The organism is Ruminobacter sp. RM87 (assembly GCF_000701925.1).
GTDB lineage: Bacteria > Pseudomonadota > Gammaproteobacteria > Enterobacterales > Succinivibrionaceae > Ruminobacter > Ruminobacter amylophilus.
On sequence record NZ_JNKD01000001.1, the window covers coordinates 19830 to 43157 of the forward strand.

A 23328-nucleotide genomic window follows, 5' to 3' on the forward strand; every position below is an offset into this window, starting at 1 on the left:
CCGATAAATTCCGGCTCGATATCAGCTCCTTAAGGTATTATCTCTGTAGAATTCGGAACTTTTCAGTTTCGCGCTTTCGACAGGAGGAGCTTTTTTGCCGAACTTACCTCCGGAAACCTCAAAAAGAATGGCCTGTACAGCCTGCTCCTGAATATCGAGAAGAGAGGCAATGGCTAAGATTCTGGCATATTCCGCCTCACTGACGTCTCCGTCGGCATAAGCCATTTTTATAACCAGAGTAAGCAGTTCCCTGTATTTCATCAGATCGTCGCCGTATTTCTGCCGGAAAAGGGAAATGTCCTGACGAGGATTGTACTTTCTGGAAGTTCCTCTGTAAAAACGTTTGGTGTATTCCTCTTCGTAGCGGGCATCCATCTTTTCCATCATCCCAATGAAGCATTCATGTTCGTCTAAAGAAACCTCGTGATCGGCGGATGCCACATATCCCATCAGAGTCAGAGCAAAAATTTCCACGGTACCGTACCTGACATCGTACTCAAATCTTTCCTGTTCCTCTCTGGTCATCTCGTCCATATCATAGTGAACGCCGTACTGTCCGTTGGTTCTGGTGCTGAGAATACGGTTGAGAACCTTGTTGTTAATCTCAATCTTGCTGCTTACCTCACGGATGAATTTGAATTTTTCAACGCTGATATTTCCGTCCACGTAACTCAGAGCCACCAGCATGTCAAGAAGCTTAATCTTCTCGTCGTACATGTCTGCCGCCTTCATCTTGAACATGGAAATGTCATTCTCAAAATTATATCTGCTGCTCACTCCCTCGTAGAAGCACTTTCTGTACAGAGCCTGCTTGTTCGGATTATCACTGCTGATAATTGAATTCAGGGAATTTATGCAGTCGGTATCAATGCCTCCTCCGAGAGATGCCAGATACCCCGCAATTCTGTAGGCGATGTTGTCGGGCTCGTTTTCAATAACCAGATGCTGATACCTGTTTCCTTCGGAACCGCTTATGTTTTCGTAATTCCACATTCTGCTGTGGAAATCATCATAGATTGATTTTATCTCCGCTCTGGTTCCTTCAACGCCGAAACGGCATAACATGCTTATCATGGTAAGTACCACGGCGGCCGGGATGGAAAAGATCAGCAAAAAGAGGTAAACTTTGCCGAATCTGTAGCCGGTAGCAGAAATCATGAAGGAAATAACGAAAAATATCGTTGACATGCTTATACGCACGAAACTGTTATCACGTAGATAACTTAACACGGCTGCTCCGAACATCCATACCCGAACCAGCGGAATCCATATCATCTGTTTAAAGGCGTTTTCGTTTTTCTTTGGAATACGGTTCATCTACTATATCCTGAATTTGTGCATCAATATCAGCACAGGCTGAATGCCGTGTAGCAACGTTTATCCTGCACTGCCTGTGTCTCCGGCATAATCGTATCGTATACGTCACCTGCCGCTTGCAGTAATCACATCCGCTCTTTCCATCTTTTGATATATGTGAGCTTTATCTTAAGGCATCAGAGATAACACCTAATCTACATCATTATTATACTGTTTCATCATATCACAGTCATCAGATTACCATTACAAATTCCTCTCTTTAATTTGACGGATTACACGAGACCGTTGCAAAACATCCGGAAATCCGTATATAACGCATCGACTGTCATTGCCATTAAAACACGTGCGGTAGTGTTTCAGGCCTCAGGATATTCAGGTCGGAATAACTGTATCCAAAGCCAAAATAAAAGCGGAATCATCTCTGATTCCGCTTCCGGTTACTGTTCGGCAGTTTATTTATCAGTTGCCGTTCTTCATCTGTTCGGCATGAGCCTTGGCCTCTTCAGCCTTCTTTCTGGCAGCTTCCGCATCAGCCTTAAGCTTTTCGGCTCTTTCCTTGGCGGCTGCAGCTTCAGCCTTGGCTCTGGCAGCCTCTTCCTTTATCTGCTTCAGCTTTTCCTGATGAGCCTTCAGAAGAGCGGCTCTGGCTTCAGCATCGGCATCGACGGTTTCAGGCTGCTGAATTTCCTGATGAGCTTCCTCTGGTTCCTTAACCTGGGCTGAATCAGAAGAAACAGACACGTCCTGTTCTTCCTGTACGACAGTCTGTATTTCCTCGGCAGGAGCCTGAATTTCCTCAGCATTAGGCTGCTCTGCAGGAACTTCGACTCTGGCTCGTTCAGGTGCAGCGTCGTCATCAATTCTGTCTAAGGAAGTGTCGGAAGATGCCTTCCCTTTGTTTCTGTGACTCAGCATTGCCAGGATATCGGTGAAAATCACATCCTTGTTGCGGAGATTACCGCTGATGTGAGATTTGTTGCCGGTAATGGCAAACTCACCGTAAGTGTCACCGTTCTTCAGAAGAATGGTGTTTCTAGGAGAAAGCTGCTGATAGATAATTACTTCGTTCTCATCCTCAACAAAAGGATTAACTCTCATGGAGCTGGACTGATATCTGTTGAGAGCAAGGTATTCAATCATTTCACCTACGGAAATTGAAGAAATATCATTTTCATACATTCTTGACTTCTGATGCTTGTCGACGACAATCAGAGGCACACGGGTGATACCGAGCTGACCGTAGAGATCGTATTCTCTCTTGGACAGAGTCAGCGGAGCACGGTGATTGCCCACGATAACCAGAATACCGTTGTTGAAGAAGTTCATCTTTTCAAGTTCTTCAACAAATTCACCGATTGCCTCGTCCGTAAACTTGGTTACGGTTGCGAAATCATATTCAACCTTGGTAGGGTCAAGACGCTTTTCTACCGGTACAACGTAAGGAGCAGCACCTGAAGAAGTAAGGATTTCCACAAAGAACTTATCCTTGCTGTACTTGTTGTTTGACCAGAAACGAATGTTCTTGGCTGCTTCCTGAAGGAGAACCTTGTCATCCAGGGCACCGTGATCATAACGGGGCGCGGTATCAGGATAGTTAGGATGCATGTAGTCAAACAGATTATCAAATCCCCCCTTGTCGAACTGGGTTCTTTCGGCATCGGTAGGCTTTGATGAATACATTACGATGGTCTTATAGCCGGCCTTCTTGAAATCACGCGGAAGAGTTGACTTGTAGAGCGCCGGATCCGCAACGTCGGATCCGTTGTGAAGGAACGGACGCATGGTAAGCAGAGCATAGTTGGCCACGTCAGAATCATATCCTGATGAATATGAGTTCTTGAACCAGATGTTGTTTGAAGCTATACGGTCGAGATTCGGAGTCAGATCCAGTTTTTCTTCATAAAGCTTGCTGGAGAAGCTTGAAAGTGATTCAACCACCAGAAGAACAACGTTGCAGTTGTAGCCCAGCCCCTTGCGTTCGGTAATGACTTCATTCGATGAAGATACGGATATACGGCTGAAATCGAGATTTTCAATACCTCTGTTCACGTCAACCATATTGTAGAATTTGTTGTTGAACACACTTTCCGTACCGATGTTTACAAAGTAAACACCTACTGACATGGCGAGAAGAACCACAAATGAACAGAACTTAACCCAGGTGAATTTAAGTCTGTTGTTGCAGAATATAAAGGCACATATACAGATAACCGTGGTAATTACGGCTGCGGTAAGAACCCCCTGGCCGGTAGACATGTAGTGGTTGATGGCATTCGGAACTTCACGCAGATTATGATAGCTGAATGTATCAAGACCGATTCTGGAAAAAATCAGACGATCTGACTTTTCGGTATTCATGATGTAGTCTAGGAACATCAGGAAACCTGAAACAGCCGCTACGGAAGTGAATGTAATCTTTAAAGCTCTGGTCTGCACGAAAATCGCGGTGGCAAACAGCAGCACGATAGCCATGTCAAACGGGAAGTCCTGCTTGACGATGTGCAGATATCCCATGAATTCACTGCGGTAAACGATACCGACATTGTTGCGGAATACACAGTAACGGACCAGCATCATGAGAACAAGGAGCAACAGAGAGAAGCAGGCATACTTGTGATTTACAATGGTTCTGAAGAAGGTTACCAGTACTCTGGCCACCAGAACACCGCCGATGAGAAGCATAAGGTTTGAGTTATGGAGTACATATGCCCTCATCACCTCGTTGAGCGCAAAGAGACTTACGAATTCAACGATGGCGACAAAAATCAGGAATGAAGCGTAATCAGTGATACGGGCTCTGCGGTAGCGGCGTTCAAACAATGCGACCATGAGTTCCCATGCCAGTGAAATAAGACAGGCTACGGCGATAAAATAAAGCACCTGCCACTTGTTGAAGGTCTCAACGGATGTCTGTTCAACAACGTCTCCTGTCAGGAAATAAGGCTTTTCGTGAGAAGCTTCGAAATCATTCTTTTTAATGTTGAAACACAGTTCTTCCGGAGTGTTTTCCACCGGTTCTATGCCTTCAAAAGCAAAACGTTCGGTAACAAGTTCATGGGTACCGGTTCTGCCAGAAATGGTGAATCCCTTGAAGCAGACTTCCGAATCATGTGAATCATCCAGTTCGAATTTAAGCTGTCCCAGACGATTGGTATTATTGAGAGGGATGGTTACCTTTTCAAAATCCTCGGAACTTGAAATCAGGTAGCCGGAGCTGAAACGCTCGTTGTATTCCTTTCGACCGTCACCGAGTGAATATACCCTGGTGTCGGTGGAATACTTTGCCTTAACCTCGTAAGAGAACTCTATCGGGTTTGTAAATCCCGCCCCCATCAGATTGATTGCAACTGTAAGAACAGCTGCAACAAGACAGATAATAATCGTACGTAAGAACGCCATAACTCAAAATCCATTTATCATTCATGATCGACCCATATACCAAAGTACCACAAAGCCGCTGAAATCACACGGGTGACATGCAGGTATTGTTATACAGATATCAATCATTAAATCAACGTTGATACACAAGTATTAAACGGCTGAATCAGACTGAATGAAAAAAGACGGGCAGTCCCCTGCTCCGAAAAGAACCAGATACCGTAAAAAAAAACAGTAGGCTTCGTGTCTCTGAACACCTCACGTGTTGTTCACCCTTCAGGGTACGGCTCTTTTTCTCTATTTATGGAATTCCCTGACGCTTAACATCGGGAACCGGGTAACATCACCGGGGCATGCAGCAATGCCAGGAAGAACCTGAAACTGCGGAACATGACCTCTGATCGTCCCTAATAATCAGTCATATCCAGTTTCCATTCATCAATTTTTCAGACATATCCGACATCCGTCATTGACGTCAGAGACATGCAGAAAAGAAGACAAATAAAAAAACGAATTAATTCAGTGCAATAATTTATCAGAATTCGTCATATAATAAACGACATCACATAAAAACAATTGTTTTAATTAAGCATGATCATGTTTTTTTGAACTGTTTGACCATTTTTTAATCTTTTATTTACACTGTTTTAACATTTTTATTATTCTTTTTTACAAAAATTCCATAAATTTCCAACATTTTGTTTTTTCCGTCGGCAAAGTCCTTGTTAAATCCTGAATTTTATGGATCCGCGCCTCATTATTTTCAGTAACGGAAAGCCGTATAAAGCCATATTCACCAGCCGGAACACTCCGCTTTTTCAACGGCACACGCAAAAAGAACCGAATTCTGCCGATTTTTACGTTCTTTCTGTCTTTTTTATATAGAATACACAAGTATCAGATTAAACATTACATTCATACACCGGAACAGCATAATGAACGACAATACTGAAATCAGTCGGAAACAGACGATAATAAATGAAACACAGGAAAGCAGCGGCGGCAGCAGCAGCACCAAGCTGAATCTGATGAACAGAATACATACTGCCGTCAACGTCACTCCGCATGAAAAGGTTCCGAGTCTGATAAATACGCTGATTGACGGAAAATACAGGGTTACGGACGTACTGCTGGAAAAGCAGACCGGCGAGGCCAATCTGTACATCGCAGAGGACGAAGAAAAGAACATCTTCATGGTGAAGCACTACCGCAGAAAGAATGCCGTAAAGGAGGAGGTGATTAAGAAGCTGTCCGTCATCGACTCCCCTTACATTGCCAGAATCGTCAGCTACGGTACCATTGAAGGTTTTCAGTATGTGGTAATGCCGTACTACCACGGCAACAGTCTTGATAAAATCATTCACAGCGGCGTCACCCTTTCAGAGGAAGAAATACGAACCGTAATTCTCCCTCCTCTCAATGAAGCGGTCAGAACCGTTCATGAAGCCGGAATCATCCATAAGGACATCAAACCGGCCAACATCATTCTATCCAGGGACGGAACGGGACTGACTCTCATAGACTTCGGCATCAGCTCTGACACCGACGGGCAGACCGCGGTGGTAACACATACCGGCAACACTCCGTTCTATGCCGCTCCGGAAACATATACTGGTCTGTTCCTGTCCGAGTCAGACTACTATTCACTCGGTATCAGCATTTATGAAATGGTAACCGGAAAAATCCCCTTCCAGTCTGATTCAGCAGATCCCGAGGTAATCGCCAGATTTGCCCAGATCCAGAAAATCCCCTATCCCGACGGCGTGCCTGAAAGTCTGAGAAATCTCATTGACGGTCTGACATACAAGGACATATCCAACAGACACGACCCCTCCAACCCGAACAGAAGATGGGGATATGAGGAAATAAGCCGCTGGCTGAAAAGAGAGCCGGTGGCGGTTCCCGGCAGCCATGCAGATCCGAACCGTGATTCTGAAGATAATGACGAAAGAAACGGGTTCAGGGTTCCCTACGTATTCAAGGGCAGAAGAATCTCCGGAAACCATGAGCTTGTAATTTCACTTTTAGGCGACTGGAACGGCGGTATTAAGGAATTCCGTCGAGGCGTTCTCACTCGTCATTACGAAACCAACGGCATGACTGAAGAGGCGGAAAAATGCAGAGCGGCCGACAGACTTATGGCAGAGTATGATCAGAACGGAACCGGAAAGAATATCGATACCGTTTATTTCGAGCTGATGTACAGTCTTGACAGATCCGTTACCGATCTGTACTGGAAGGAATTCTATTTTGAAGGACTTCAGGACTACGGAAACGCCCTTATAAAGGCCATTTACTCAACCCCGGAGGAAGCCACCTATGAAAAAATCAGACTTATCGGCAGAAAGTCATTTACTACACTCCGGGATACGGGAACCCCGTCCATGCTTTCCTCGTTTACCCGAAACGACACGCTGAGATTTTCCGATGCTGACAGAAGACTTATCGATACCGCACGCACCCTGGTGGAAAACGACATTCTGAAATTCTTTCTGGAAAACAGCGAAGATGAAAAACAGAAAATCTACATCGAACTGGTGGATACGGTCAAAAAAGCCATGCTTGCCGAACCTTTTTCCGGCGACTATTCAACAGAACTCAGACTGGCTCTCCGACTCGGTCATCTCATCGGCGGAAACAGAAGCTTCTGCATCGGACCGCTGCTTTTTGAAAGTCTTGATTTCTTTGAACAGGTGTTCCGCGAACTTAAGGAAAAAGACATAGTCTCCTACATCAATTTCATGCGCATAAGCCGGTCGGATACTGATGAAGTACAGAAATTTCTTTCCGCAGAGGACTGCAGAAGATTCAGGGACTGTCTTCTCCCTGAAAAAGGCTGCATAATTCTCAGAGACGATTCTCTGCTGTTCCGCAGTTCAGCCGAACTTTTCCGCTATGCAGACGAACTGTGGAGTGAAGGTCAGCTTGCGGAGTTTTACGATCTCGTGACCGAAGTGCGCAGATCATATGCTGATTCTGATCTGGAAAAAACTCTTCAGAATGACAGTCCGGAAGAATTTCAGATTATTCGCCGCAATTTCGACAACATGCTGAAAATTGACAACCTTTACTACCGCAACTCGAAGGATTTTATTGAACAGATCTCTGAAATTACCGGTAATTCCACAAGACTTAACGAATATTTTGAACAGCATAAAACACCTCTGAAAAAGCTGTTCCGCTTCATAGAGGGGAAATCATCGCCGACTCTCGAAAAGTTCCTTGCCGACACATTCGATTTCAGAAGCACCAGTGTTCAGGGAACTCCGGAGGTCGGAGGGACGGTACGTTTCGGCTCATACTATCAGGAATGCTCTGCGGAAAAACTTCTGTACGGACTCAGATGCTTTATCTGGAGACTGGACAGAATCAACAGAATGCTTTCAGACAGCATCGTGGATTTTACCAGCAGCATGGGACACGAGGCCAGAGGTCTGACGCCTCCGGGAAGAATGTACGACAGATATACGGATACACTCATCCGAATGAGAATTATCAGACGTGGTCAGGTTATCACTCAGTTTGCCCTGGGACTTCTGTGTCTTATCTCAGAACTGTCGATTCTGTATATTTTAATTCTGGCTGTCATGATAATTGTGATCACTGCCATCATAGTACTTCTGTGCATTCCGAGACTCATTCTCTGGATCACCGCAGAGATAATCAGGCTGTCTGGACACAGAACTCCGATTGAGTGGCTGGTGGCATCCATCGATGAACACGGTGCCCTTCTTATATCCGAAAAGGCTCTGGACGCACGATGCTTCTGCGCCGATCCCAAAAGACAGGCGGACTGGACGCACAGCGAACTCTGTTCATGGTGCAACACCTCTTTTTACAATACCGCTTTCAGTGAAACCGAAAAAACGGAAATAGTCACCGTTGAAATACAATCATCCGGTAACATCCTCGAGAACAAAGTATTCATTCCAAACGAGGTACAGTATCTCAAGTACCTGTGTCTTAACCGCAGTCAGGACACTCCAAGACAGGGAATGTACGAAGGGGTACCTACACTCCGCACGCGCAGACTTCTCGGTATAAGGCCTCAGGATGAGTACTGCGCATGGCTTCTGAGAAACTGCACTCCCGGCAGAAACGTAAAAGCCGTTGAATCTGACGGAACAGTCGGCAGAAGAGGCTTCGTTACGGTTATGCCGGTAAGAGTCGCCGTTTACATAAGCTACTGACGGAATCTGCATCACGCATGAAAACAAGGCATGAACGCCTCTGATGATTTTTCTGTTAACTCAATCGGATTATTATGTATAATTTCTAGTATATTTTTTTTATTCTGTAATAAACTTGGTTTATACAGCATCTCCGTACTGACGGTGAGTAATCACAGGGTAACGGAGACAGACGTTCCAGACAGCATGATTTAAGGAGAATACGGGAATGAGCGGTCCAAAAGACGGGAAAATATACAATCGGAATTCTGAAGCAATAGCCCGCATGGAGGCGGAAAGAAACAGACAGATGCTCATAAGAAGCTTCAACAGTAAAAAAAACAGTGTGCTTTCACTTCTTCCGGAAATCATGAACCAGCTTGATAAATTAACCACAATTTCCGCAAAATCCGGGTTCAAAACCGGTATCTCCTGTGAGAAATTCAGGCAGTATGCCGAGGAACTCCAAAAAACGGTATACAGCATAAAGGTTGCAAACAGTGCCCCCGTCTCCACTGTTGAAAGCCGCAGGAGAGAGCTTGATTCCGCAGCCGACAGCATAAGACAGGTCTGGAAGCAGGTTGCCGATGAACAGAGTCGCATAAATCATCTTTACGAACAGAAGCTCCTCAGAATCAGCAATCTGAGAAAATGCGTCGGTGAAATCAAAGTTCAGATCGATGAAGAGCTTAAGAAGCATGCAAACCTTCTGGAGGAAGTCATGAACAGAATGCAGGAGTACGGCATCAGCTCCAGCAGTCTGGTTAACGATATCTACGAGTTCCACATGCAGAGCATGCAGACTGCTCCGCAGCTGTGCAAATCTCTGGGAGCAGATGCCAGGAAAGACGAGGAACAGTATCTTGCCGATTCTCTCAGTCTGTACCGCGGCTTTAAGGAGAAGATCGATACCTTCCCATCCAGGTGCGAGGAGGTAAAGGAACAGCTCAAGGCTCAGTATCTTAACACACTGTCTGATGAAATCTCCGGTCTTCTGCAGCAGATCCGTGAAAAAGAAAAACAGGAAGCGGCAAAAAGAAAGGCCGAAGCCGACAGACAGGAACAGGAAAGAAAACAACAGCTAGAAGAACGTGAGAGGATCCTTGCCGAACTGCATGAGCGCGTAACCGGAAAATTCGATGTCCTGGAACAGTCCGGAAGCATGCAGGACAAGACCAGGGAGAAGCTTGCGGATCTCAGAAGCATGTGGCAGGAAAACATGGAAGCAAATATAGACAACCTTGAATACATGCGTCAGTTCTACGCTCTTTCCATAGATCCGAAGATTAAACAGCTTAAGGATGAAATCGAAGACTATCAGGAACTTCTGAAGCAGTACAATGAAGCCTATGACCAGTATGTTGTTCTCTGCAACGAGCTCAACGAGGAGCCCGGGAATTTTGCCATGTCTGAAGAAGGCATCAACCACATATACGCACAAGTGTCCCGACTGAAGGATTATCTGTACGATGACTACAACAACAGATATATCAGCAGATCCATCAACGAAGTCATGAAGGAAATGGGATATGACGTTATCGGCTACAGCGTTGAACATGAACGCGGATACGGACATGAAGCGCTGTACCGTTTCAACGACAGCTCAGCCATCAGCGTATGCATGACGGATAACTACCTTACGATAGAGCTCGGCGGTATCGACGATACGGATCGCGAACCTGATGAGGCTGAAGCCCGTGAACAGGTTGAAGACATGAAGAAATTCTGCAGTGACTACAAAATCATTCAGGAAAAGCTGAAATCAAAAGGCCTTGAACTGAAGGACGGTCACGATCTTCCTCCTGATCTCGAATACGGTCAGATCCATAATCTCCGTGATTATGACATTGATGATGAAACCATTGAGGAGCTGCTGAACAGGGCTCATGCCGGCCGCAGGACTCATGCCGGACAGGCGGCTGCGGAAGAACAGAAGCACCTCACCGCAGACGAATAACCTCCCTGCTTAAATTTCCGCCTGAGTGTAATGCTCAGTCGCATTTTACAGGCATTATAAGGCGGAATACGGTATTCTTTCTGTATAATAACGGATAAGAGCGGTAAATCAGCTTTTACCGAAAAAAACATCAACCCGGGACAAAAACAATCATGGCAAGAATAAAAATCTGTCCAAACATCAACTGTCAGACCGAAAATCTGGCAACAGCCACTGAATGTGAAGCATGCGGCTGCGATCTTACAAACATTAAACCGACGCTGAAACAGGAAACTCCGCCTGAAGCGGCAGTTTCACCGGAGGTGACGTCCGCAGAAAAAGAAGCCGTACCGCGGAAACCGGCCGCTTCAGCTTCAGAAAACACTCCTTTTTCAGCAGCAGACGCATCCCCTGCTGCTCATAATTCCGAAGCAGAAAATGATGTCGGTACGGAATTCGTAAAAATCTGTCCTGAATGCGGACAGAAAAACCGCGGTGTTGCCAAAATCTGCACAAAATGCAAAGCCTCCTTAAAGAGCATCAGAGGAGTTCATTTACCGAAGGACGCACCGGCGGCCGCTCCCTCAGCCAGACCGGAACCGCGCCGTGTCATGGCAGTACCTGAAATCAGACTGATGTCTTCAGACGGACAGGAAATCTTCAGAGTCACCGAATCAAATCCGGTATTCAGTATAGGCAGAGAGCAGGTTCTCAGCGGTTTTCTGAGAAACTGCGATTATGTAAGCCGCCGTCATGCGGAAATCTCCCTCATTCAGTCAACGCTGACCATCACGGACCTTAACAGCACCAACGGCACCTTCGTCAACGACTGCAAACTTGAACAGGGACGCAGAAGACCGCTTGAAAACGGGGACAGGGTATCACTTGGAGGCTTCTGGGGAACTGAAAAAACCGGATGCTTCACCGTAGAGTACCGCAGATGAACATAGCCAGACTGCTTTATCCCGTCAGAGTTCTGGGACCTGGAAACAGAATGGGAATATGGTTTGCCGGTTGCACTCACGGATGCCGGGGATGCAGTAATCCGGAACTGTGGCAGATGCAGAAGAAATACGAGACTACCGCAGATCATATTCTCGAAATAGTCAGGTCGGTAGCCGCAAGTTCTCCCATTGACGGATTTACCATCACCGGCGGAGATCCCTTTCTGCAGAAGGACGCACTGCGCATACTGTTGCCGAAGCTTGCGGAAATATCGGAAGACATTCTGGTATATACGGGTTTTAACTACGAGGAAATCAACACCGGGGAAAACAGGGACATTCTTGACTTCATCACCGTACTGATTGACGGGAAATACATCGAGGAGCGCAACAACAACTGTTTTCTGAGAGGTTCTGACAATCAGAGAATACACATTCTGCAGAAGAACCGTGAGAAATTTTATCTAAACTACCTCAGCTCCGGCCGGAATCAGATACAGAACTTCCGGACGTCTGACGGTTTTATTTCCGTGGGAATCCACAACCCCGACTACAGTCGGGAACTGCACGAACGTCTGCTGAAAAAAGGAATTATAAGGGTGTAAACATGGATAATAATGAGCTGCCTAAATGGCATCAGGAACTGACCATATTCAACCGCATAAAGCCTCAGATTATCATCGAAGGCAATATCATGGATAAATATGTCTATCCGGAGGAAAACGATTATCAGTCCAAGGGAGTCATTCTTAATCTTAAGGATTATCTGAATGCGTTCTTCCGTAATCTCGGTTACCACCACGTGATTTTTTACGATCATCTTAAGGGCTTCTACAACGACAGCTGTGACGACGGAAAGAAAGCCATTGATGATTTTGCTGCTCTGGTGAGCGGGGATGTTACCGAAGACCACATTGCTGCGCCGTTCAGCGGACGCGGGGCAAATGCCGCGGAGATCATAGACCTTGCTCTCGGTCAGAAGGAGGAATCGGTGGCCGTTATCATGGATTTTGTATCCAGATACATCGTAAGCCCTACCCAGCTTTCACCTGACGACGTGCTGAGCTTCACCCGTCTGCAGAAAGCAGTACTTGGAAGCAGCGAAGTGGTTGAGAGCAGCGGCGTTCATCTTAAAAACACCGTAATCCTTCTCACCCAGAAGGTCAACGACCTGCCGGTATGGTTCTATCTGGACAATCCGCTCAGCAAAACCATCAACATACAGCCACCTACCAAGGAAGAACGATTCAGTTTCGTGGACACCCAGTTCAAATCTTTTTTCGACAGGGAAATCTATCAGGCGGAAATAGGCAGATACGAGGATGAGTCCGGTCGCGGGGAGCTTAAGAAATTCAAGGAAAAATTCACCGGCATTACCGACGGTTTTTCCTACACCACTCTCAACGATCTGCGCATTCTCTGCAAAAATCAGAAATTCCATCTGAACGAACTCACCAAGGTGGTGGATCTTTACCGTTACGGCGTAAAGGACAATCCATGGGAAAAACTGGATTTTAAAGATTTTGAACACGCCGAGCAGGAATTCTACCAGCGTGTGAAGGGGCAGGATTACGCCATTGCCAAAACTCTTGATGTGGTAAAGCGAGCCATGACGGGAATGAACGGTCTGCAACATTCCTCCCACACAAAACCGAAGGGCGTGCTGTTTTTTGCCGGCCCTACCGGTACCGGTAAAACAGAGACTGCCAAAACTCTGTCACAGAAGATCTTCGGCGATGAAAGCAGATGCATAAGATTCGACATGAGTGAATACAGCCAGTCGCACAGTGACCAGAAGCTGCTGGGTGCTCCTCCGGGATACGTGGGATACGAACGCGGCGGTCAGCTTACCAATGCGGTAAAGAACAATCCGTTCTCCATCCTGCTGTTCGACGAAATCGAAAAGGCGTCCCCTACCATTCTGGACAAATTCCTACAGATTCTCGAAGACGGCAGAATGACTGACGGTCAGGGCAATACGGTTTATTTCTCCGAATGCATCATCATATTCACCAGTAACCTGGGAATCTATGTGGATGTGGAAGATCCCGTAACCCACCAGATCCGCAAGATACAGAACGTCACTCCGGACGAAGACGACTATGAAACCATCCGCAAAAAGGTAGGCGGAGCCATTGAGCATTTCTTCAAGTACCAGCTCAACAGACCGGAAATTCTGAACCGTATCGGTGAAAACATTGTGGTATTCGACTTCATACGTCCGGAAACCGCCGACAGAATCACTGATGCACTGATTAACAAAATCAGACGTGAGCTTCTCGAAAGCAAGAATATCACTCTGTCCCTCAGCGATAAAGCCACGGATAACCTCCGGAAGCTTGCCGCAGGGAATCTGGAGAACGGCGGTCGAGGTATCGGCAACATCATTGAAGAATATCTGATAAATCCGCTGTCGAGATACATGTTTGACAACGGAATCCGCAGTAACACGGGCCTCACAATCAACGACATAGTCACGGACAATGGTTCCGTCAGTCTGAACTGCACACTTACCGAGGGTAATCCATGAAAGCTGTTTGTCATATCGTAAAGGGACCTTATCATCAGGAATGCGAGGACAGCGCTCTTATCATGGGAGCCGGCAGGAGTCCGCTGATTTTTCATGAAAACAGAACCGAAACGGAAATATCCTCGCCGGTTCTTATTGCCGCGGCAGACGGCGTGGGAGGTCTCCCCGGGGGCAGAAAGGCATCTGAGTTTGCCGTCAGGACTCTCAGTACCATGAACGTCTCCGGAGACGAAACCACATATGCCGAAACACTTAAGGAGATCAACCGAAGGCTCATAGACTATGCCGCCACGGTTCCCGGACAGAATACCATGGCCACAACCCTGAGCATGGTCTACCTTGACGGTAATACGTTTAAAATCGCGCACACCGGCAATACCAGAATCCAGACACTTAACGGCGGTTATTTAAGACAGGTTTCCACCGACCATACAACCTATCAGATGCTTATGGATCGGGGGATGCCTGAAGAAGCCGAAAAAGCGCCTAAAAACGAAATCATAAGCTGTCTCGGAGGCGGTAATGAAAAGCAGCTTTACAGGATTCAGGTGAACAGTCTGAAGGTCTCACCAAACCAGAAGATGATTATTCTGACCAGTGACGGCATCCACGACTACGTTGATATTGATTTTATGGAAGACACGCTCAACCGGGACGACCTCTCACTTGGAGAAAAGGCTGATCTTCTGATCCTTCAGGCACTGAAACTGGAGTCGGAGGACGATAAAACCGTACTTATAGTCGAGCTGTAGAAAATAGCATTAAATCACGTATATCCCGAACGGTTCTTACCATGCCTGCCGTCCGGGATTTTTTTATTTTTTTTCTGGCGGAAGCAGGCTGAGTTACGCACCTGTAACATTCAGCGGCAGCAAAAAATGTCTGGATAGCTGCAGGAAAAAAGGAGCTGGGTACCACCTGAAACCTTAAATTCATAAACCGCATTCAGTTTCTGCAGTGCTGCACTTATCAAATCATGAGTTATAAATGACAGAAATCAGGATTTCAGGGTATAATGACCTAATTGTTTACATCACATCACAAGGAATATTTACCATGTACAATGGCAGTGAGAACAATAACAGTTCAAACAACGGATACACCACAGCCCCAGACGGAAACTACAACAGAGACTATTCGGGCAACGGATACAGAACCAATACCGATAACTATATGAGCAGCGGCTATATGAGAACGGATATGAAGCTTCGAAATGAAGCCTCATCCTGCCGTAAATGGATGATTATTGCGATGGCATTACATGTGTCTGCCGGGATTCTTTCCATTATGGGACTTCCGGCGGCCATAGTTACTTTTATTACCATGACAAGGGTAAGGAGTTTCTTTGACAAAGCCAGAATGTACGGAGATCGTACTTGGGTTTCGATAGCTCTGTGGACATACGGTATTTATATGGTTGGCTGTGTCGTAACAGGCTTCCTTATAGGCTTCAGTCTTGTGTTGGAACATAAAGATGAAATACAGTCAGGTGAAGCAATGGTTAACGGATTTTTACAGGAGCATCATGTGGCTTGTCTGATGTTTTCACTCATTTCCATCGTGGTCGTCCTGTATCTGCTGGTTGTCTGGATTAAAGCATTTGTAGCTCTGAAGAAGTACTGAGACTCACTCATGCAACAGCCTAAAGGATGTCTGTATTTACGGATATCTGACACACTTATTTAAAACAGCTGATCTATGCCTGCATTCATTTCGTCTGCAGGCATTCCTCTTCTAAAAAATGGCATGCCTTAGTCTCTGTGTGAACCTCTGTACGAAACATGCTTAGTCTCATTCTACGTAAAATCGTCTCCGGCCTCATCATCATAAAGAACAGACTTTATTAAGGAATGGCTGAAACAGCAGTGTTATCCTGATGATTTTTCAGTACGTTTTTACATTAAAATAAATCAACTGCTTTTCTAAAATATTCAGATTTATCCAGCGCGAAAATTTTTCATTTCCGCAGATTATGTCTTCCACGGTAAAGTAATCTGACCACGGCTCCCTCCACAGATTTCGGTAGTCACCAGAACATCATGTTACTTATAAAGTGACATTATTTTAGGATTCTTCTTAATATAACAGCCCGAAAAATTCCGGCAGGGGATATGACTTATCAGATTAATTATAATTTCAACATGATTGATTATCACGATTAATGCAGATTAATTATGAAGCCTTAAAATTAATCTTCATTAATCAATATATTTCTGTCACCTAATCATATAAATTAATATTATACCCCATGTTTTTCAGAAATAATGTACTGGAAACAGAAAATTACATGAATCCATATTGAGAACAGGATGGATTATCCGACTGCGGCCATCATAACTTTTTTCTCTGTATATGTTGAAAGCAGTCTGCACTATATCCGTTCTGAAAAACACTCATTAAGCCCCCTGCCGTTAAAGATTTTTAATATTAAATTTTATCAATAATCATAAATAAGCATCCCCTACTTATCCGTCAGTTTTTACCGTAATTATTCTTAAGGATTCATCATTCTCTTTCAGCTGCGAAACAATAATTATGTTAATTCTCTCTGCAGATATATAAATTCATGATCACTCTTTCTTATTTTTCACGTATAATAATGATATTGACATTTTGGCATTAATTTATTCACGGCAGGATACCGTCAGACTCTGATGTATTCAGAATTTTAAACAGGAGATTTTGAATATGCGTTTTTTGATGTGGACATTACTCGGTTTTATACTGTTTTCCGTATCCAGCGTTGTCATTCAAGAAAACAGTATAAGACCGGAGAGCAGTTTCCTCAGAATGATTATGGCACTGATACAGTTATCCATGCTGTTTCTGTATTTCAGTCGCCATCTGTATGTGCGCATTTTCAGATTATTCGTCAACCCCGAAGACAGTTTCTTGACACTGTTAAAAAAAGCCTTTTTTGGATTCCTGGCCTTTATGTATCTCACGGGGCTCAAAACGTTATACGACGACGGATATACTGGAAGCGTGATTTTTCTTTCACTGCCTCCTGTCATTTATTTACTCACCCGCAGGTTCACTAATCAGACTCTGCGCTCAAGAATCAGCGGAATCATTCTTGATTTTGCGGCCTGGACCCTAATCGGATGCTGCATGGCAATTTTTTCATTTAAGGTTCTGGCTGATTTCGATGAACTGCACGACGGTCATTTCACGTTTGTTCAAGCCCTTGTTTCATTTGCCGTCATCATCATGAACTTCTCCTTTATCTTTCTGTACTGGACAAGACACCTGTATCTGAAACTCTACAGATATATCATATCCTGACCTCTCCGCAGGAGGCTCTTCAACACTGTTAATTCATTGATAATTATAATTTTGGTCCCTTTCATTTCAGGGATATTCCTTATCTAATATCCTAGTATACCTAAAGGAATAATAAACTTTTTCACTTTTTAAACAAAAAGAATCTTGTTACATGCCGTGGTTATGTATAAAATCACAGTACGAATCCTTTTATGAATCAGACATCGTCCGCCTGTGACGCTCCTTATTTCGTAAAAGCATTCGTTTCATCAGATATCACAGACACTCCGGAACCTTCCCGTCACACACAATACAACGGTCCGGAATACATAATAAAGGTAACCAAAAAATGCTAAACAATAACAACTCAGACAACGTCTATCAGGACGGCATCAGACCGAAGCCGAACATCAAGGCTCTGTTTCCGATTCTTATTTTTCTGGTCTTCTACCTCGGAAACGGCATTTACTATGAGTACATTAGTCCCATCGAGGGCAAAATGGGCTTCTACATCACTTCTGTGGTGGTATCCTTCGGCATTGCCCTGATTGCCGCCTTCATACAGAACCGCAAACTCAATTTTGAAGAAAAAATAAACATCTGCAGTAAAGGCATAGGTGACAGCAACATCACCATCATGCTGCTTATATTCCTGCTGGCAGGTGCCTTCAGCGGACTTGCTTCCGTTACCGGCGGTGCCGTCAGCACGGCAAACATGCTGCTAAACATCATCCCGGCAAATTTTGCGATACTCGGTCTGTTTGTCATCGCCTGTCTTATTTCCATGTCCATGGGCACCAGCGTCGGTACCATCAGTGTTCTGGCTCCGATAGCACTGGTAGTTGCCCGAAACGGCGGTATTTCCGTTCCTCTCTGTGCGGGAACCGTCGTCGGCGGAGCCATGTTCGGTGATAACCTGTCCTTCATATCCGACACCACCATAGCCGCCACCAAAACCCAGGGCGTGCAGATGAAGGAAAAGTTTCTGGCAAATATAAAGCTGGCGCTGCCCGCAGCCGCACTGACCGTTGTTGTACTTACCTTCATATCTCTGAGCACCGGTACGGAAACCGTCGGCGAATACGACTTCAAATTCCTGCTAGCCCTGCCTTATTTCATTGTTTTTATTCTGGCACTCGCCGGAATCAACGTGTTTGTGGTACTGATAATCGGCATAATACTGTTTCTTGCCTTCGGTTTCGGTCTTGATACCATCAGTTATGCGTCAGCATTCGAAGCCATGGGCAAAGGCACATCATCCATGTTTGAAACCATGATTGTTACCATTCTGGTTGCCTCTATTTCCGCTCTGATTAAAGCCAACGGCGGCTTCGAAGTCATCCTCGGATATATCAGAAATCACTTTAACGACAAAAGAGGAGGAATGTTCGGCATTGCGGTTCTGACCTCATTCATGGATATAGCCACTGCCAACAATACCGTAGCCATAGTGGCTGCAGGCCCTATTGCCAGGGACATCAGCCGTGAATTCGGAGTATCAGGCAGAATTACCGCCTCCCTGCTCGATACCTGCTCATGCATACTGCAGGGTATTATTCCGTATGGAGCTCAGCTTCTCGTTGCGGCCAGCATCATGGGTATCAGCAGCATAACCATCGTACCGTGGCTGTTCTATCAGTTTATTCTGGCGATATTCGTAGCCATAGTCATCATCAGAGCCAGATAATTTCAGATTATCAGGCCATATAAAAACAGGCTCTGCATTTTCTGCAGAGCCTGTTTAGTCAGAAGGCCCGCACAGGTGTACGTGTCCGTCAGATACCTTTACTTCTCTGTTGTCGGTTCTTTATGATCGTCATGACCATGAAGCTCTCTCAGGGTATCCTCAATATTCTTCATCACCTTGCTCTGAGTAGAACGCAGAATCATGCGGTTTGACTGAGCATAGGTGAAATTTCTTATCAGCTACAGCAAAGGAAACGGACATGATGCATCAGCCAAACAGGCAGAAGCCGCAAATGCTTCTGTTCACGAGCCTAATGACTGCGTTAAGACCGCGACGTGTTCTATTCAACAGCCATAAAGATCAATACATGTTTAAAAATACACCTAAATCACCGGTATTAAGGATACGTCATATTTATTCACTAAAAATTATGCAGGAATCATAACTGTTGAATTATTTGCTGATACTGGTTAAATTACTGACAGATGAGCTGTACGGATAATTGTTCAAAGGAAGTTCCATCCTGTATCACGGATAAAAATTCAGTGCTGTGATAAAATGACAGCAGATGATGTTGAGTTTGGGGAAGTTAAAGTTATGGGAAATATTCTGAACCCTGATAAAGATAACAGCTTTATCAGGCTGGTTAAATTCAAAGATTCTGAAATTTTTGTGGATAAGACAGATTTTATAGGAAAGATATCCGCAAAGATCAGTGCCGATAAGCGTTTCTTTGCCATAACCCGCCCCCGCAGATTCGGTAAAACAGTAACTGCTGACATGCTTTCAGCTTATTATTCCAAAGGATATGCAGGACAAAAAATTTTTGACAATCTGAAAATTTCCAAAGAAAAAAATTATGAAGAACACCTGAATAAATACAATGTCATATACATCGATATGAACTCCATAAAGGATAAGTATATTTCGTATACGTCAGACAAATCCCTTTATATCGAAGATATCGATGACATCGTAGATTTTCTGCAGTACCTGGTTATTCTGGATCTGAAAGAAAACAAAAACTACGCAGAACAAATAAATAAAGCACCCCTTGTTGGAAAGAAATCTTTATCTTCAGCATTGGATGTTATATGCAGATACACTGGTGAACCATTTATTTTAATTATGGATGAATGGGATCTGATATACAGAGAGTACAAAAATGAAACGGTATTACAGGAAAAGTTTATAGAGTTTCTGCGAGGTTTATTTAAATCAAAAGATGGTCAGGATTGCTTTGCTTTAGCTTATCTTACCGGTATTCTTCCTATCAAGAAATATAACTCTCAATCAGCTTTAAACGGCTTTAAAGAATACAATATGCTCGCCCCCGAACCATTTGAGACATATTTTGGTTTCACCGAAGATGAGGTTGCCGAAATTGTAAAATCACCTGACTGCACATTATCACATCAGGAACTGAAAAAATGGTATGAAGGATATAAACTCAATGGCATTGATATTTATAACCCCAACTCTGTTGTTTCTGCTGTCAGCGATGGTAAGTGCAAAAGCTATTGGAGCGGAACTTCATCAAACGAAGAATTTGTACGCCTCATCAATACTGATTTTCAAGGCATAAAGGAAGACATCATCAATTTAATCGAAGGTGATGAAGTTACTTTCAGCTGTGCAAATTTCCAGAATGATATGGTAAACATCAAAGATAAAAATGATGTCTTCAGTCTTCTGGTATGCCTCGGTTACCTTGGATGTGCAGAAACAAAAAATCAATATCGTAAAGTTGCCTATGTTCCGAATGCTGAAATCAAAGCAGTGCTGATGGATATTGTCAGAGAGCAGAACTGGTACGAGCGAATGGAAACAATAAAACGTTCAGAAAGCCTGCTAAAAGCAATAAAAGAACTTGATGGAGCAACCGTAGCTACACTTATTCAGGAAATCCACAATTCTTCGGCTGTAACTCTGCTCGACTACAATGACGAGGAATCACTCACTTATTGTGTAATGACCGGACTTTTATGGTCAACTCTTGACGATTACAGCTGTCACCGTGAAGATCAGTCAGGCAAAGGACGAGTTGATTTAGTGTATGAACCAATAACAAGGAGACAGCCACTAATCCTGATTGAGTTTAAGTATGACGGTTCTGCTGAAGAAGCCATTGCTCAGATTAAAAAACAGGAATACTGCAAACGCTACACCGGACAGTTCAAAAACATCATAATTGTAGGAATAAATTACAGCACAAAGACTAAAGATCACCAGTGCCTTATTGAAAAACTTAATTAAGCAGACGCATATTTCAGCGGATACTAAAATCCAGACCTATAATCAATGGAAATCGTTTTAATGCAGAAACATAACGTTGAGGCTTATTCAAAATTCGCTTAATAACTGTATCCTTGGTATAAAAACATACAGCTTATTCTTCAGAATGTTTTTCGCAGAGTGCTTTGTTGAAAGTAGTCATCCGTTTTACATTTTGATTTTGATGTTCAGTATTCGGTTTCAACTGAACGTGTTGATGAGCCTATAGAAATCATGCCTGCCGAGCATACAAAAACAGGCTCTGCATTTTCTGCAGAGCCTGTTTAGTCAGAAGACCCGCACAGGTGTACGTGTCCGTCAGATACCTTTACTTCTCTGTTGTCGGTTCTTTATGATCGTCATGGCCGTGAAGCTCTCTCAGGGTATCCTCAATATTCTTCATCACCTTGCTCTGAGTAGAACGCAGAATCATGCGGTTTGACTGATCATAGGTGAAATAACTCCAGATCCAGTCCATAAACACGAAGAACTTGTTTTTAACACCGAGAATTGAAACCAGGTGTACGGCCATCCAGAGTATCCATGCGAAAAATCCGCCCAGCCTGCACCCGGCAATTTCAGCCACTGCCTTGTTCTTACCGATTGTAGCCATACAGCCGAGATCCTTGTACACAAATCCTTTCAAAGGCCTCCCCTTCTCCATGGCAATAATGTTTTTGGCCAGAAGCTCACCCTGCTGAATTGAAGGCTGAGCCATCTGAGGATGTCCGTTAGGGAATTTAGGATCACCTTCCATAAGAGAAATATCGCCGATGGCAAAGATATTATCAAAGCCTTTAACCCTGCTGTAGTTATCGACCATGATACGTCTGCCGCGTCCGAGAGCACTGTCAGGAATACCGTTTACCTGATTTGCCGTTACACCGCCTACCCAGATAAGATTTCTGGTACCTATGGCGGAGCCGTCATTCATCCTGACCTTGTGATCCTCATAATCGGTTACAAAGGTATTGAGCTTCACCTCGACATTCATGCTCTGAAGGAACTTCAGAGCCTTTTCTGAAGATTCTTCCGACATGCCAGCCAGAAGTCTCTTTCCGCCTTCGATAAGATGAATGTGAACCTTTGAGGTATCCATGTCCGGATAATCCTTCGGCAGAACATAACGTCTCATTTCCGCAATGGCGCCGGCGATTTCCACACCTGAAGGACCGCCGCCTACAATAACAATGTTCAGGAATTCATTCCTTTCCTGTTCATTGGAACAGGTTATGGATCTTTCAAAGCTTGCCAGAAGAGTGTTTCTGAGTCCCATGGCCTCAGGCACGGTCTTCATCGGTATCGCCCATTCCTCAACGTTCTTGTTGTTGAAGAAGTTGGTCTTTGTACCGTTTGCCAGTACCAGATAGTCATAGTCAATCTTACCTATTGAAGTCTGAATGTAGTTACCTTCAGGATAGATACAGGTAAGTTCCGCCATACGGAAAAAATAGTCCTTGCGATCCTCAAACAGCTTGCGGAAAGGGAAGGAAATGGAGCTTGGATTGAGACCTGCCGTGGCAATCTGATAAATCAGCGGCGGGAACTGATGGTAATTGTTCTTATCGACAAGAATCACCTGAAAATTTGATTTCTTCAGCCCCTGGGCCAGCCTTAATCCTCCGAAACCGCCCCCTATGATAACCACTCTTTTTTTGCCGTTACGTTCAATATTGAAACTCATACAAACCTCAAAACACAAAATTCTTATTATGTAGTAAATACTGATAATGTTATCTTTTTATGCGGAACATCTTCTGACAGGCGGACGTTCTCTTCTGTTTATGATCAGCACCGGCACCGAAATGCAGCCGTCAGTTTCATTTTTA

The 23328-nt window shown here is 44.5% G+C and carries 13 protein-coding genes; 10 read left to right on the plus strand and 3 right to left on the minus strand.

The window, feature by feature from the left end:
* Positions 1–21: 21 nt before the first annotated feature.
* Together T489_RS0100100 and T489_RS0100105 are read right to left on the minus strand one after the other, a co-directional pair.
* Entirely contained in the window at positions 22–1317 is a 1296-nt protein-coding gene (locus tag T489_RS0100100; protein WP_031578018.1) for a TerB family tellurite resistance protein, read from the minus strand.
* 459 nt (positions 1318–1776) lie between these two features.
* Positions 1777–4716: a sulfatase-like hydrolase/transferase gene (locus T489_RS0100105; RefSeq protein WP_031578019.1), complete on the minus strand. Its 2940-nt coding sequence runs from the start codon at positions 4714–4716 to the stop codon at positions 1777–1779.
* Positions 4717–5630: 914 nt separating this feature from the next.
* On the opposite strand from T489_RS0100105, the gene T489_RS0100110 reads away from it, so the two are divergent.
* The 10 genes from T489_RS0100110 to T489_RS0100165 all read left to right on the plus strand — a co-directional run bounded on the left by T489_RS0100110 (position 5631) and on the right by T489_RS0100165 (position 21481).
* A complete protein-coding gene (locus T489_RS0100110) occupies positions 5631–8885 on the plus strand; it encodes a protein kinase domain-containing protein (RefSeq protein WP_031578020.1) in 3255 nt (1084 codons plus the stop codon).
* A 208-nt stretch (positions 8886–9093) separates the two neighbouring features.
* The gene (locus T489_RS0100115; protein WP_031578021.1) at positions 9094–10821 is read left to right on the plus strand and encodes a coiled-coil domain-containing protein; all 1728 of its coding nucleotides are present in this window, start codon (positions 9094–9096) and stop codon (positions 10819–10821) included.
* 152 nt (positions 10822–10973) lie between these two features.
* Entirely contained in the window at positions 10974–11744 is a 771-nt protein-coding gene (locus T489_RS0100120) for an FHA domain-containing protein (RefSeq protein ID WP_031578022.1), read from the plus strand.
* Complete coding sequence (locus T489_RS0100125; protein WP_031578023.1) at positions 11741–12349, plus strand: 4Fe-4S single cluster domain-containing protein; 609 nt, start codon at positions 11741–11743, stop codon at positions 12347–12349. The genes T489_RS0100120 and T489_RS0100125 overlap by 4 nt, the downstream gene beginning before the upstream one ends.
* A gap of 2 nt (positions 12350–12351) precedes the next feature.
* Positions 12352–14274 carry an AAA family ATPase gene (locus T489_RS0100130; protein WP_031578024.1) on the plus strand — a complete coding sequence of 641 codons (1923 nt, stop codon included), beginning with the start codon at positions 12352–12354 and terminating at the stop codon, positions 14272–14274.
* Positions 14271–15026, plus strand: coding sequence for a PP2C family protein-serine/threonine phosphatase (locus T489_RS0100135; protein ID WP_031578025.1), 756 nt, complete (start codon positions 14271–14273; stop codon positions 15024–15026). Before T489_RS0100130 ends, T489_RS0100135 begins: the two co-directional genes overlap by 4 nt.
* A 304-nt stretch (positions 15027–15330) precedes the next feature.
* Positions 15331–15897, plus strand: a complete 567-nt coding sequence (locus tag T489_RS0100140; protein WP_031578026.1) for a hypothetical protein — start codon at positions 15331–15333, stop codon at positions 15895–15897.
* 1065 nt (positions 15898–16962) lie between these two features.
* Positions 16963–17559 carry a hypothetical protein gene (locus T489_RS0100145; RefSeq protein WP_031578027.1) on the plus strand — a complete coding sequence of 199 codons (597 nt, stop codon included), beginning with the start codon at positions 16963–16965 and terminating at the stop codon, positions 17557–17559.
* A 328-nt stretch (positions 17560–17887) separates the two neighbouring features.
* A complete protein-coding gene (locus tag T489_RS0100155; RefSeq protein WP_051621648.1) occupies positions 17888–19225 on the plus strand; it encodes a Na+/H+ antiporter NhaC family protein in 1338 nt (445 codons plus the stop codon).
* A 558-nt stretch (positions 19226–19783) separates the two neighbouring features.
* The gene (locus T489_RS0100165) at positions 19784–21481 is read left to right on the plus strand and encodes an AAA family ATPase (protein ID WP_031578029.1); all 1698 of its coding nucleotides are present in this window, start codon (positions 19784–19786) and stop codon (positions 21479–21481) included.
* Between the two features lie 346 nt (positions 21482–21827).
* Here T489_RS0100165 and T489_RS0100170 read toward each other — a convergent pair whose 3' ends face one another.
* On the minus strand, positions 21828–23183 hold the full coding sequence (locus T489_RS0100170) for an NAD(P)/FAD-dependent oxidoreductase (RefSeq protein ID WP_031578030.1): 1356 nt from the start codon (positions 23181–23183) through the stop codon (positions 21828–21830).
* Positions 23184–23328: the final 145 nt, after the last annotated feature.

Bases quoted from the DNA above. Each gene is read 5' to 3' on its own strand.
- T489_RS0100100 (WP_031578018.1), bottom strand. From the start codon at position 1,317: ATGAACCGTATTCCAAAGAAAAACGAAAACGCCTTTAAACAGATGATA.
- T489_RS0100105 (WP_031578019.1), bottom strand. From the start codon at position 4,716: ATGGCGTTCTTACGTACGATTATTATCTGTCTTGTTGCAGCTGTTCTT.
- T489_RS0100110 (WP_031578020.1), top strand. From the start codon at position 5,631: ATGAACGACAATACTGAAATCAGTCGGAAACAGACGATAATAAATGAA.
- T489_RS0100115 (WP_031578021.1), top strand. From the start codon at position 9,094: ATGAGCGGTCCAAAAGACGGGAAAATATACAATCGGAATTCTGAAGCA.
- T489_RS0100120 (WP_031578022.1), top strand. From the start codon at position 10,974: ATGGCAAGAATAAAAATCTGTCCAAACATCAACTGTCAGACCGAAAAT.
- T489_RS0100125 (WP_031578023.1), top strand. From the start codon at position 11,741: ATGAACATAGCCAGACTGCTTTATCCCGTCAGAGTTCTGGGACCTGGA.
- T489_RS0100130 (WP_031578024.1), top strand. From the start codon at position 12,352: ATGGATAATAATGAGCTGCCTAAATGGCATCAGGAACTGACCATATTC.
- T489_RS0100135 (WP_031578025.1), top strand. From the start codon at position 14,271: ATGAAAGCTGTTTGTCATATCGTAAAGGGACCTTATCATCAGGAATGC.
- T489_RS0100140 (WP_031578026.1), top strand. From the start codon at position 15,331: ATGTACAATGGCAGTGAGAACAATAACAGTTCAAACAACGGATACACC.
- T489_RS0100145 (WP_031578027.1), top strand. From the start codon at position 16,963: ATGCGTTTTTTGATGTGGACATTACTCGGTTTTATACTGTTTTCCGTA.
- T489_RS0100155 (WP_051621648.1), top strand. From the start codon at position 17,888: ATGCTAAACAATAACAACTCAGACAACGTCTATCAGGACGGCATCAGA.
- T489_RS0100165 (WP_031578029.1), top strand. From the start codon at position 19,784: ATGACAGCAGATGATGTTGAGTTTGGGGAAGTTAAAGTTATGGGAAAT.
- T489_RS0100170 (WP_031578030.1), bottom strand. From the start codon at position 23,183: ATGAGTTTCAATATTGAACGTAACGGCAAAAAAAGAGTGGTTATCATA.